Raw genomic sequence first — 13,075 nt, 5'->3', positions numbered from 1 at the left:
CAGGTGGATCCTCGTCAAATATACGCGATTCAGAATCAAAGCGCTTGGGCGTTAAGCTTCATGATGGGCAATTCGCGAAAGCAGGATCAATTATTATCCGTCAAAGAGGAACAAAATTTCATCCAGGCGAAAATGTAATGACAGGAAAAGATTATACTCTGTTTTCTAAAATCAATGGATTTGTAAAATTTTCAACAAAAAAACTTAAAAAATTTGATGGGAATTTGAAAACAACAAAAATTGTTAATGTTGTGAAAGAAAAATAATTCTGTCTTAAAATTAGCAAAATAAAAAAACCGCTTAACGCGGTTTTTTTTATTTTATTATTAAAAATTAAATTAATGAACTGGTGTCGCCTAACGGCAAATTCAATTCTTTTGCTTTTAAAACTCTTCTCATAATTTTTCCACTTCTGGTTTTAGGCAATTTTTCAACAAATTCAATATCTTTAATAATCGCGATTGGTCCTAAAATTTTTCTAACCTGTTTTTTCAATTTAATTTTTAATCCGTCAGTTCCTTTCACACCTTTTTTTAAAATAACAAAAACTTTGATTACTTCTCCTCTAATTTCGTCTGGTATGCCAATAGCTCCTGCTTCAACAACATTTTTATGTGAAACAATAGCGCTTTCAACTTCAGCTGTTCCAATTCTATGCCCTGCGATTTTTAAAACATCATCTGTCCTTCCTTGAATCCAAAAATACCCGTCTTTGTCTTTAAAAGCGACATCGCCTGTAAAATAAGCGCCTTTAACTTGCTTCCAATATGTTTTTAAATATCGTTTTGGATTATTAAAAATTGTCCTGATCATTGATGGCCATTGATTTTTGATTATCAAATATCCGCCTTTGCCAACAGGAACTTTTTTCCCTTTCTTGCCGACAATATCAGCGATAATTCCAGGAAATGGCTTGCAAGCGCTTCCTGCTTTTAGCGGAGCTGACGGCAATGGCGTGATCATATTCATTCCTGTTTCTGTCTGCCACCATGTATCCATTATTGGACAGCGATTTTTGCCAACATATTTATAAAACCATTTCCATGCCTCTGGATTTATTGGCTCTCCAACAGATCCTAAAATTCGCAAACTTTTCATTTTATGTTTTTGTGGCCATTTAGATCCATAACGCATCATTGCTCTAATCAGCGTTGGCGCGGTGTATAAAACATTAACTTTATATTTTTCAATAATCTTCCAAATTCTGTCAGGCGCTGGCACATCAGGCACACCTTCGTACATAACTGTTGTAACACCAGCCATTAACGGACCGTAAATAATATAACTATGTCCAGTAATCCAACCTGGATCAGCTGTGCACCAAAAAATTTCGTCTCCTTTTAAGTCAAAAACCCACTTTATAGTTCTTAAAACTCCAACAGCATATCCGCCATGAACATGAATAACGCCTTTTGGCTTTGATGTTGTGCCAGAAGTGTATAAAACAAAAGCAGGATCTTCAGCATCCATTTTTGCTGTTTTTGCTTCTGTTAATTGATTTTTTATAAAATCATTAAACCAAATATCTCTTCTTTTATTAAATTTAATTTTTGCGCCATTATTTTTCGCGACAATAACTTTTTTAATTGTTTTGCATTGCCTTACAGCTTCATCAGCTATTTTTTTTAAATCTATCACTTTCCCGCGCCTAAAACTTCCATCAGCCGTAACTAAAATCTTCGCGCGAGCGTCTTTTATCCTGTCCCTTAAAGCTCCTGAAGAAAATCCAGCGTAAACAACTGAATGCATTGCTCCAATTTTTAAACAAGCAAGCATTGTTATCGCAATTTCAGGAATATTGGGCATATATATTGCGACCCTGTCTCCTTTTTTAATTCCCAAACCTCTTAAAGCGTTCGTCATTTTATTTACATCGTCATAAAGTTCTTGATAAGTATATTTTTTTTCTCTGCCTGTTTCATCTTCCCAAATAATGGCGAGCTTGTCTTTATTCCCGTTTTCAATATGTCTGTCTAAAGCGTTATAAGCTAAATTGCATTTGCCGTTTATAAACCATTTATAAAAAGGCTTTTTTGTTTTATCTAAAACTTTGTCCCATTTTTTAAACCAATGCAAGTCTTCTGCCGCCTCTTCCCAAAATTTTTCAGGAGCGCGCCTTGCTTTTTTTAATGCTTTTTCATAATCCTTGACAATCGCGTCTTTTAAAAATTTTTTAGACGGAAAATATTTTTTCTGTTCTGCTGATAAAACCTCTGTAAGGTCCCTTTTGTTGTTTTTAGCCATAATTTTTTTTGTTAATTTTTGTTAAAATTAAATATAAATTAAAAATTGTAAATTAAAAAATGATTTAAGTATTATTAACGAATAAAACTTAAAATTTATCCGCCGTGGCGGATAAAGCTCAAGACTTAATAATTAATAACTAATAAATAGATTGTTTATATGTTAAATTGTAAGATATACTAGCGTTGTTTACACTTTTTGAAAAATTATTCTTGGTTGTCATTCCGGAAAGTATAATTTCTCGACGAGCTTGCGAGTCGTAAGAAATTAACTTATCCGGAATCTACGCTATATATAACCACAAATCAATTAAAGTTATAGATTCCGGATAAATGATTTTCTAAAAGATCTCAGGCTCGCTTAGAAAATCTATTTTCCGGAATGACAAAAAGTATAAACAACGTTTTTGATTTTTACAGTTAAATTGTTAAAATGTTTATGTGCTTTCGCATTCTCCATTTTTATAACCAACAACCTTGCCGATTTTTCCTTTATAAACGCAAGCTTTGCAAGCATTTGAAAAAGTTTTCCATTTTATTTCATAGTCAGAGCCTGAACTAAGTCCGCCATCATCCATATTAGGAATGTTTTTTTTAAGTTTAGCACAAACAGGTTCATATTGTTCAGTGCAAATTGTTACCATAGAAAATTCTTCGCAATCATATAAAATTTCGCTCTCTTTGACAAAAGAAATTTTTTTTATTTCTCCTTCCTGCATTGTTATTTCTATTTTTTTCTTTTCTTGTCCTTTGCTAAGATATGAAAAATTAAAAATCCAGCAATAAGGGCATTTTAATGTTTGAGTATTAATTAATTCAAGCTCATCGCCCTCATTTTTAATAAATTCATTGTTTTCTTGTATTGCTTTTTTTGCAATCTCAAGACTTGATTCTTCGTCAACTTGATTAAAAATAATATCATTTAAATTCAGAATTTGTTTGACATTTAATTTTCTATATCCAATATTATCAGCTTTGCCAGACATTTCGCCTTTTAATTTAACTATTTCTTCTTTGCTTTGCAACGAAAACAGCAAATCCGTTATTTGATTATCATCACTAACTGCTTTTACATATTCTCCATTTAACATTTCAAAATAATAACTATGTTCAATCTTTCTTGATTTAACAATCTTTCCTTTCCAAATATTGTCATTTAGGTTAAAATCTCCTGGTTTGCATTCGTTATGAAAAAATTTCCATTCCTCGCATTCAGAATTGTCTGAAAATACGCAAACTCTGTATTCAACATTTTTCGCGTCTACTCTGATATCAACAGTTCCTTTTTTTTCTTGGCAATTGCTTGAAGCAGGGCTGTTGAGAGATCTTTCAATACATTTTTTTTCTTCGCAAATATACAAAATTCCAATTAACGAATTTTCAGGAACACAGTCTTTATTTGTTTCACAAATGATTTCTTTATTAATATTAACTATCGTTGGCTGTTTAATATTATCTTGAAAAGCAAAAATATCATAATAATAAAATGCGCCGCCAATAGAAGCAACAATCAAAAATAAAATGATCGAGATTATTTTTTTCATAAAGTTTTTTTAAGCAATTTTTCCCCAATTTGCCAGACATCTCCCGCTCCCATAGTTATAACAATATCAATATCATTTTTATTATTTTTTTTTTGGAAAAAATTAACGCATTTTTCAATATTAGAAATATATGAAGCTTTATTTTGAATTGAAAGTTTGTTTATCTTTTTTACTAAATCTTTGGAATGGATTTTCCCGATTTTTTCCCTAGCTCCGTAAATATCCAAAACAATAATTTTATCAGCGTCTTCAAAGCTTTCCGCGAAATCTTTTAATAAAGTTTTAGTTCTTGAAAAAGAATGCGGGTGAAAAACACAGCATAAATTAGCATTTTTATATTTTTCTCTTAAAGACCGCAAGCTGGCTTTAATTTCAACTGGATGATGCGCGTAATCGTCATAAATCAAAATATTTTTAAATATTCCTTTCTTTTCCATTCTCCGTTTTGCGCCGCTAAATTCTTTCAAAGCTGATTTTATTGTTTCTGTTTTTATGTTTAAAAATTTTCCAAGCGCGATAACAGGCAAAGAATTCATTTCATTATGTTTGCCAAAAATTTTTAAAGTAAATTTGCTTATATCTTTTTTACTAAAGCTGATAATTTTTGTTTTTACATTTTTAACAACATTTCTCACATTCGCATCGTCAAAATTAGCGATAATTAAACAGTCTTTTTTTAATTTGCTGACAAAATTTTTAAAAGCTTGCTTGTATTCTTTTTCACTTTTGAAAAAATCGGGATGATCATAATCAATATTATTCAATATCACTATTTTAGGATTGTAATATTTTAATTTATTTTGATATTCGTCAGCTTCAATAATAAAATATTTTGATTTTCCTATTAAAGCGTTTCCTTGAAATTGCTTAATATAAGATCCAACCAAAACTGTTGGGGCTAATTTGGCTTTTTTAAATAAAAATCCAGCCATCGCGGTCACTGTTGTTTTTCCATGTGTTCCGCAAACAGCAATCCCAAATTTCTGGTTAAACAGATGTGCTAATGCTTTCGGATAAGGCCATATTTTTAGTTTTCTTTTTTTAGCTTCAATAATTTCTGGGTTGTCTTTCTTAATACTGGTTGAATAAACAATAAGATCAACATTTTTAGGAATATTTTTTTTTGAATAATTTTGAAAAACTTTAATTTTATTTTTTTTCAAAACATTTTTATAAAAATGATCTCCATTATCAGAACCAACAACATCGCATCCTAATTTTTTATATATCTGAGCCAAAGCTGAAGTTCCCGCGCCTTCAATGCCAATAAAATAAACTTTTTTAATTTTATTTAAATTGATTTTTTTCATATTCTGTATTAAGCAATTTTCATTTTTCTTTCAAGCGTAAGCACTTTATTTTTTAGTTTTTCAAATTCATCGCGCTTGACTATAAAATCTAAATCATCTATATCATCAAATCTTTTTTTGTTTATAGTTTTTAAATTATCAACTTTTGTTACCATAAATTTTTTATTAATTTTAGTTATACTTAAATTATAGAATATTTTTGTTTTTATGTCAAAACAAATTCAGTATCTAAATAAATTTTCAAAAAATTTCCCTTTGGCAAAATTTTGCCAAAGGGATTATTTTATTTTTTCCTCCTTTTGTTTAGCCGCTTATTGCGTATTGTCCTTTTTTGTATAGAGAGTTGAAGATTGTAAAGTTCGTCCCATCTCCACCTTCTTTTTGGCCTTTTTTTTGTTAACCCTGTTTCACTCATTTCATCAAGAAAAACTTCTTTGATGAATTGAATTGATTCTAGCGGGGTTAAATTTCCGAAAACATCATGCCAGTTATTATGAAATCCTCTTGGAAGCATTTTTATATTCTCTTTTTCATCTCCACCGCCTCTAGTAGATGGAATGATATGATGTCTGGACGGATCATTTTTGCCATTCTTGCCATTTTTTCTAGCCAAAATATCCTCCTTTGTTTGATTTATTCTTTAATAATTTAATTCTTGCGTAAATTATTCCATTTTTAAATTTAAAAGTTAAAAAAATCAGCTTTTTACTTCCCCTATTAATATAGGTTCAAAATTTTGAACCCCTACTTTTTTAATTTTAACATTAACAAAATTGTTTTTTGTTTTGCCTTTGAAACAGATTTTTAGATAATTATCTGACAAGCCAAAGAAATAATCATTTTTTTTGCCTTGAGATAAAATTTCTAAAGTTTTGTTTATAAATTTTTTAGCAAAAGATTTTGTTAATTTGTCGCTTAATTTTCTTAATTTTAAGCTTCTTTTTTTAATTATTTCTTTTTTAATTTGATTATTAAAATCATAGGCCTTTGTTTCTTTTCTGCGAGAAAAAGAAAAAACATGAATTTTGCTAAAATCTAATTTTTCGCATAAATTATAAGTCTCTTGAAAATTTTTTTCTGTTTCGTCTGGAAAACCAACAATCACATCTGTTGTAATTGAAATGCCAGGAATCTTCTTTTTTATTTTTTTAATTTTTTCAACAAAATATGCGGAATTGTACGGGCGATTCATCAGCTTTAAAATTTTATCTGATCCGCTTTGCAAAGGAATATGAAGATGACAGCAAATTTTTTTATTGTTTTTTATCAACTGAACTAAATTATTGTTCACTTCTCTAACTTCTATGGAGCTTAATCTAATTCTTTTTAATTCTGGAATTTTAACAAGCTGTTTTAACAATTTTGTTAAATCAGTTTTTTCTTTTAAATCAAAACCATAAAGCCCTAAATGAATTCCTGTTAACACGATTTCTTGATAACCATTTTTGCTTATTTTTTTTGCCTGCTTTATTGTTTTTTTAAAATTCCTGCTTCGCAAAGGGCCTCTTGTAAAAGGGATTATACAATATGAACAAAATTGTTCGCATCCGTCTTGAATCTTAATTATCGCACGCGAATGTCCTAAAAATTTTGAAATTTCCATTTCCTCAAATTCTTGCGATTGTTTATAAGGATAAATTTTTTTAATCGTTTTTTTATTTTTTATTAAGGTCAAAGATTTTTTTCTTTTGTTTGTTCCGCTGATTATTTCAACATTCGGCAAATCAATATTTGTTATTTGCGGCCAGCATCCGCATAAAAAAATTTTAGCTTTTGGATTTTTAGCGCGCGCCTGATTTATTTTTTTTCGCGATTTGCTAACTGCTTTTTCAGTAACAGCGCAACTGTTAACAACATAAATATCAGCAATAGAATTGAAAGGAACGATTTGATAATTGTTCTTTTTTGCCAAATCAATTAAGGCCTGAGTGTCATATTGGTTTACTTTGCAGCCAAGAGTCGCAAAAGCAATTGTTGTTTTTTTTAATTTTGCTTTAATCATATTCTATAATTGGAAGCCCGTCAAAACCGATGTTAAATTCTTTTTCATTAAAAAGATTTTTATCAAGCTCGCTTACAAAAGTTGACAGCTGATTTAAATTCATATTTTGGCTATTCATTGTCGGATATGTCATATAAAGCCTGTTTTTACTTCTTGTGACAGCAACATAAAAAAGTCTTCTTTCTTCCTCCATTTCATTCGGATAATCATAAACTTTTCTATGCGGAAATTGTCCGTCCACTAAACTAATCAAAAAAACAGTGTCCCATTCTAATCCTTTTGCCTGATGGATTGTTGAAAGCACAAGTTTTTCTTGGTCATCTTTATTCATTTGGACAGTGTTGTTTTTTTTGCTTTGAAACGATTCTGATAACGCGAGCTCTGATAAAAAATTGTCCAAACTTTCAGACTTTATTGAAAAATCAGCTAGCTGTTTTAAATCGTCAGTCCTGTCCAAAAAGTTATCAAAATTGGCTTTTAAATAATCCATATATCCGCTTTGCAAAATAATTTTTACAAGTTCGCCAACTGAATTTTTTTCTATTTTATTTATTTTGTTAAGAATATGAAAGAGAGAATTCAAACTTTGTGAAATTTTTTCTCCTGTTTTAAATTCTAATAATGTTGTTGCCTCATCCAAACTGCTGAATTCTTTAATTTGATTAAATATTTTTTGAGAAGTTTGCGCACCTATTCCTTCATAAAGCCGTAAAACTCTGTACCAAGCGATTTCATCGCGAAAATTCGCTAAAATTTTTAAATAAGCGATTATGTCTTTTATATGTTTTTGGTCAAAAAATCGTATTCCTCCCCTCATCACATATTGGATTCCTTCTTGGCTTAAAGCAAGTTCAAGCTCAAGGGCCTGAAAAGCCGAGCGGAAAAGCACGGCAATATTTTTCGCGTTTATTCCTTTATTTCGCAGCTTTGAAATTTCTTGAATAATGAATTTTGCCTGCTTTCTATTGTCTCGAGATGAAACAAAAACAGGTTTTTCAGCGCCTGCTTTTACGCTTATTAAATTTTTTGGATATTTGTTCTCATTATTAGAAATACTGCAATTTGCCAAATCTAAAATTTGCGGAATACTGCGATAATTTGTTTCTAATTTATAAATTTTAGAATCCGGAAAATTTTTAGAAAAATCTAAAATGTTAGAGATGTCCGCGGCGCGAAAAGAATAAATGCTTTGGGAATCATCGCCTACGGCTAAAATGTTTTTATGCTCTCTCGCAAACGCCTGAACAATATCAGCTTGTATTTTATTGGTGTCCTGATATTCGTCAACTAAAACATATTTGAATTGTTCAGACAAATGTTTTCTAATATCTTTATTTTCTGACAAAAGTTTTAATAAATTTATTAGCAAATCATCAAAATCCATGGAATTCATTCCCTTTTTTTTCTTTGTGTATTTTTCGCTAATATTTTTTATTGAACTAATTTCTTGTTCAGTCAAATAATCATAATCTTTTTTTATTATTTCTTCTATTGGAATTTTTTTATTTCGCGCTATTCCGATTATTTTGTAAATTATGTTTGCTTTTGGAAAATATCTGCTTTTTTTATCAGCATCAACTAATTCATCATAGCATTGTTTTAAAAGAGATAAGCTGTCTTCCCTATCTAAGATAGTAAAGTTGTTTTTGTATCCCAAAACTTGCGCGTATTTTCTTAATAAACGATTGGCAATATGATGAAATGTCCCGCCACAGATTTTTTTTGGCTCTTTGCCTAAAAGCTGGCAAACCCTGTCTAACATTTCTTTCGCGGCTTTATTTGTAAAAGTAACCAATAAAATATTTTCTGGTTTAATTCCATTTTCAATTAAATAAGCTACGCGATAAGTTAGGGCTCTTGTTTTTCCACTTCCAGCTCCAGCCAATACTAAAACAGCTCCGTCCCCTTTGGTTGCAACTTTGTATTGCTCATTGTTCAATTCTTTTTTATAATTTATTTTCATATAAAAATTTCAAAAAAAATTGGGAAAGTAAATTTTTTAATCATTAACTTTTCCCTCTAAATATTTAACTGTAGACCAGTTCAACCTTTGGTCTGATTTTTCTAAATTGATAACATTAAATTCGAAATTCTCAAGAAATTTTCCCAAAATTGAACTTATATTAGAAACAATATAATTTTTTTCCTTTTATAGCTAATTTTTTAAGCGTATATTCAAAATCTCCGTCACCGCTTGCTAAAATTATTGAGTCAAAATGATACTGATAGTCCATCATATCAGCAATAATAGCAACATCAGCATTGCAAATCCTCTTTCGCATTCCATAAAAATATTTATATGTTATTGAAATATCAATAATTTCAGCCTTTGATTCTTTGGCCGCATTTAAATAATTTTTTTTGTTGAGATTCGCGTTCCTCCTTTCTCGCATAAAAAAATGACCTGATTTTAGAGCTATTTATTTTAAGTAGCAAATAATTCAAGAAACTTGTAAAATTTATTGTCCAATTAGCTAATTTCAACATATTGAATAGATTGTCGTTATCTACAAATAGATAACAGATTTTTTCCCTCCTTTCCATCATTCTTAAGATCCATTCTAGGCTTATCATTATTTACCTCTTTTGATTATGTTTCGATGTTTACTTTTATAATATTTTTAGAAGATAATTTATTATACATAAGCTAATAAAAAAATCAAAATCTAAATCAAAATTTAACCTTTTCTCCAGGTTTTAACAGATTATTTTTTTTAGAATCATTCTTCTTTATAAAATTTTCGTTTTTTTCTCCAATCTTTTTTTTAGATTTTAATTGCGATAAACTTGTTTCTAATATATTTTTTTGATTATTTGATTCTTTTTCTTCTAACACAATATATTCACCTTTGCTGTTTTTTTGAATTTTTAATTCTTTAGCGCGCAATTTAGCAAGACAGCTTTTGCAAAAAATAGGTCTTATTCCGTCTGGCTTAAAAGATGTTGTTGTTTTCGCCCCGCAATAACTGCATAAAACAATATTTTCTTGCTTGCTTTCAAATTTTCTTCTGTCTTGAATGTTTTGTTTTTTATTATCTATTGTTTGGTTTTTGTCGTTTTCCGTCCATTTTATAATTTTTTCTTCTATTTCTTCGCGGTTTTTACTATAATGTTCGCGTGAAGCTTTAATAATTTTTTCAGAGTTTCCTTCTTCTCTTGCAAGAGGTGGAAGTCCGATCGCGGAAAACGGCTCGCTGGCGATTCCATCAATCATTAATTTGATATAAATATGGTATTTAGCCAAATTCAATAAATCTTCTTCAGTAAATTTCGGCGCAAACTCTTTTTCCAATATTTCCGCGTCAGAAGGTCCGACCCGAAAACTTACTATAGTGCCTACATTGCCAAAAATTGCCGCTTGGACTTTTTCATCAAGCTGTTCTATATATTGGTTTGTGATAACTAAATTTAAACGATATTTCCGAGCTTCTGACAAAATATTTGCGAAAGATTCGGTCGCGAAATTCTGAAATTCATCAACATAAAGATAAAAATCTTCTCTTTTTTCTTCTGGAATATTTACCCTTTCCATTGCAGACAGTTGGATTTTGGTAATCATCATCGCGCCTAAAAGCGCTGAAGCGTCTTCTCCAATTCTGCCTTTTGAAAAATTCATTAAAAGAATTTTTTTATTATCCATTATTTCCCTGATATCAAAAGATGACTTTACCTGCCCTATTATATTTCTAATTAAAGAGTATGATAAAAATTGCCCAATTTTATTTTGTATAGGGCTGATTGCTTCAACTTGAAATGAATTTGAGTATTTTGTGTATTCGTTTTCCCAAAATGATTTTATGATTGGATCTTTAATCTGCTCCACAACTTTTTTTCTAAAATTTTTATCAATTAAAATTCGCATTACGCCTAAAATAGTGCTATTAGGATAATCCATTAAAGCTAGAATCGCGTTTCGTAAAAGATATTCCAATCTCGGTCCCCAGCTGTCCGCCCACAATTTTTTAAAAATACCGATTAATCCTGACGCTGCTATATTTTTTGATTCAGGCGTCATTGATTCTAAAATATTAAAAGCAATCGGATATTCAACATCAGACGGATTAAAATAAATAACATCATTTATTCTGCGCGAAGGAACATAATCAAGAATTTTTTCAACAAAATCTCCGTGCGGATCAACTAAGGCGACACCTTTATTATTTTGGATATCGTGGTAAATCATATTTTCCATCATTGTTGTCTTGCCCATTCCTGTTTTTCCAATCAAATAAATATGCCTTCTTCTATCATCAATTTTAATCCCAAACCGTTTTTTTTTATTTCTGAAATTTGTTTCAGCAAATAATGTTATATCGTTTTTTTTCTCTTGATTCTCTAACATAAAAAATGTTAAAATGTTTAAATGTTTTTACTCTGTCGGCAAATTTGTTGGCGGTTCAAACTTTTTGCTTGCGACTTTTTTAACTAAAGAAGTTTTAACAGCAGTTGAATCTGGAAAATGAAATATTGTTGCCAACTCTTCTGAATTAAGAACGAATCCATTGCCAATACCTAAATCATTACTTCTTGTTTTATAGGCGTTTAAAATTTTTCTTTGCCGTGAAGCTAATCGTTTTTTGCTAAATAAAAGGAATTTCTTAGTGCGCGTTCTTTTGCTTTCTGGCTTAAACCCATTTAAAGGTCCTGCAAATTGTTTAATAGCTCCAACTGTCGCTGATATTGAACGAGCTGGAGAATAAACATCATTGGGAGCAAAATAAATAATTCTCATTTTTACGTTAAAACCGATTTTGCCCATTTTATTTTCAATTGCTTTTACGCTCTCTACTTCTCCGGGAGTGAGTTTAAGCATTAGTGCCCCATCAGTTTCTTTTTCTTTTGTCGCTGTTTGTGTTTCAGCGCCTGAAATTTGGACAGCTATTCCTCCGGCAAGATTAGAAAAAAAGCTTAGAATTTGGTTTAAAAATCCGTTATTGCTTTTGTTGTTTTTGCCAACTATTTTATTAATTTCTCTTTTACACCTTCCAATCCAGCTAAATCCTTCCATTGTCACGACATATTGTATCCAAACATTTTCACCTTTTCTTAATGATGCTAAAATTTCCATTAAAGCCGCCATTGGATCTTTGAATTCCTGGCTTAAACTATGTTCAAAAAACGGATAAGTTTGGATGGGGTATGCGTCTTTATTTGTTTCAATAAATTCCGCTCCCCATAAATTATATTCTTCATTTGGAAAAAATTTTGGCGAGTTTTCAATATAATCATCAATCTCGGTAATCTCAGCGTCAGGATATTGCGCGTAAATAGATGCCTCAACTAAATCCCTGAAATTTTTTTCAGTATGAATTAAAAATTGGACATAGCCGTCAATGCTTATAATTTCAAAACTGAATTTCGCTTGGCATTTGCCTTCCCACCATTTGTCAGTAAAGTTAAGAGTGGAATGCGCGCCTGAAATTTGGTCAAACATATTTTCAACAGCTTTTGGACTTTGTTCGTTTTCTCTTGGAATATCAATCGCCAATAAAGTATATTCTAATTTAGAGCAAAATTTTCCCTGCCGTGAATTCAACCACAAAATTCTTCCGCCAAAAAATCCCAAAATTAAAAGAGTTGGGATGCCCAAATATTTTATTAAAAGCCAAGCCGCTATCAGCGGATTTTGCCCTATTCCCGCTAAATTAAATTCCATAAATTTTTTAACTAAAAAGTATCTGAATTATATAATAAAGAAACTAAAAAATCAAATAAAAAATATAAAATATAATAAAAACCCCTTACAATCAACTCGTAAGGGGTTTATGTTATCAAGCCAGCCGTGAGCTCATTATTTTTTAATTTTCTTTTTTGCAAAAAACGGTCTAAATCGTTCTGGAATATTATTAATATATAGGCTCTGCTGATTTTATTCAAAAACAGCTTTCTGATTTATAAATCTTTACCTTGAAAATCATTTTATAATGGTTCTCAGAGTGAAAATGTATAAATTTGTCAGTTTTAAGATTATTTCAG

The 13,075-nt window shown here is 30.3% G+C and carries 11 protein-coding genes; 1 reads left to right on the top strand and 10 read right to left on the bottom strand.

All coding sequences use genetic code 11. The features are described 5' to 3' along the window. On the top strand, positions 1-266 hold a 266-nt coding region (gene rpmA, locus U9O55_02575), incomplete at its 5' end, for a 50S ribosomal protein L27 (GenBank protein MEA2088699.1). A gap of 67 nt (positions 267-333) precedes the next feature. Here rpmA and acs read toward each other — a convergent pair. From acs to U9O55_02525, 10 genes are all read right to left on the bottom strand, one after another. Further along, entirely contained in the window at positions 334-2,244 is a 1,911-nt protein-coding gene (gene acs, locus U9O55_02570; protein MEA2088698.1) for an acetate--CoA ligase, read from the bottom strand. A gap of 436 nt (positions 2,245-2,680) precedes the next feature. After that, positions 2,681-3,787 (bottom strand): DUF333 domain-containing protein, encoded by a 1,107-nt coding sequence (locus tag U9O55_02565; GenBank protein MEA2088697.1) that lies wholly within the window; start codon positions 3,785-3,787, stop codon positions 2,681-2,683. Next, entirely contained in the window at positions 3,784-5,097 is a 1,314-nt protein-coding gene (murC, locus tag U9O55_02560) for a UDP-N-acetylmuramate--L-alanine ligase (GenBank protein MEA2088696.1), read from the bottom strand. The genes U9O55_02565 and murC overlap by 4 nt, the downstream gene beginning before the upstream one ends. Before the next feature lie 8 nt (positions 5,098-5,105). Next, the gene (locus U9O55_02555; GenBank protein ID MEA2088695.1) at positions 5,106-5,252 is read right to left on the bottom strand and encodes a hypothetical protein; all 147 of its coding nucleotides are present in this window, start codon (positions 5,250-5,252) and stop codon (positions 5,106-5,108) included. 128 nt (positions 5,253-5,380) lie between these two features. Beyond that, positions 5,381-5,710, bottom strand: coding sequence for a hypothetical protein (locus U9O55_02550; GenBank protein ID MEA2088694.1), 330 nt, complete (start codon positions 5,708-5,710; stop codon positions 5,381-5,383). Between the two features lie 84 nt (positions 5,711-5,794). Further along, the gene (gene mtaB / locus U9O55_02545) at positions 5,795-7,099 is read right to left on the bottom strand and encodes a tRNA (N(6)-L-threonylcarbamoyladenosine(37)-C(2))-methylthiotransferase MtaB (GenBank protein ID MEA2088693.1); all 1,305 of its coding nucleotides are present in this window, start codon (positions 7,097-7,099) and stop codon (positions 5,795-5,797) included. Then, the gene (locus tag U9O55_02540) at positions 7,092-9,062 is read right to left on the bottom strand and encodes an ATP-dependent helicase (GenBank protein ID MEA2088692.1); all 1,971 of its coding nucleotides are present in this window, start codon (positions 9,060-9,062) and stop codon (positions 7,092-7,094) included. Before U9O55_02540 ends, mtaB begins: the two co-directional genes overlap by 8 nt. A 160-nt stretch (positions 9,063-9,222) precedes the next feature. Continuing rightward, positions 9,223-9,492 (bottom strand): NYN domain-containing protein, encoded by a 270-nt coding sequence (locus U9O55_02535; protein MEA2088691.1) that lies wholly within the window; start codon positions 9,490-9,492, stop codon positions 9,223-9,225. Positions 9,493-9,770: 278 nt separating this feature from the next. Further along, entirely contained in the window at positions 9,771-11,441 is a 1,671-nt protein-coding gene (locus U9O55_02530; protein MEA2088690.1) for a type IV secretion system DNA-binding domain-containing protein, read from the bottom strand. Between the two features lie 27 nt (positions 11,442-11,468). Then, on the bottom strand, positions 11,469-12,755 hold the full coding sequence (locus tag U9O55_02525; protein ID MEA2088689.1) for a hypothetical protein: 1,287 nt from the start codon (positions 12,753-12,755) through the stop codon (positions 11,469-11,471). Positions 12,756-13,075: the final 320 nt, after the last annotated feature.

This window comes from Patescibacteria group bacterium, assembly GCA_034660655.1.
Taxonomy (GTDB): Bacteria; Patescibacteriota; Patescibacteriia; order JAACEG01; family JAACEG01; genus JAACEG01.
Note: the sequence above shows the minus strand (reverse complement) of the source record. Positions and strands in the feature narration are given on the sequence as shown.

Coding starts and splice junctions, on each gene's coding strand:
- acs (MEA2088698.1), bottom strand. CDS start 2,244: ATGGCTAAAAACAACAAAAGGGACCTTACAGAGGTTTTATCAGCAGAA.
- U9O55_02565 (MEA2088697.1), bottom strand. CDS start 3,787: ATGAAAAAAATAATCTCGATCATTTTATTTTTGATTGTTGCTTCTATT.
- murC (MEA2088696.1), bottom strand. CDS start 5,097: ATGAAAAAAATCAATTTAAATAAAATTAAAAAAGTTTATTTTATTGGC.
- U9O55_02555 (MEA2088695.1), bottom strand. CDS start 5,252: ATGGTAACAAAAGTTGATAATTTAAAAACTATAAACAAAAAAAGATTT.
- mtaB (MEA2088693.1), bottom strand. CDS start 7,099: ATGATTAAAGCAAAATTAAAAAAAACAACAATTGCTTTTGCGACTCTT.
- U9O55_02540 (MEA2088692.1), bottom strand. CDS start 9,062: ATGAAAATAAATTATAAAAAAGAATTGAACAATGAGCAATACAAAGTT.
- U9O55_02535 (MEA2088691.1), bottom strand. CDS start 9,492: ATGCGAGAAAGGAGGAACGCGAATCTCAACAAAAAAAATTATTTAAAT.
- U9O55_02530 (MEA2088690.1), bottom strand. CDS start 11,441: ATGTTAGAGAATCAAGAGAAAAAAAACGATATAACATTATTTGCTGAA.
- U9O55_02525 (MEA2088689.1), bottom strand. CDS start 12,755: ATGGAATTTAATTTAGCGGGAATAGGGCAAAATCCGCTGATAGCGGCT.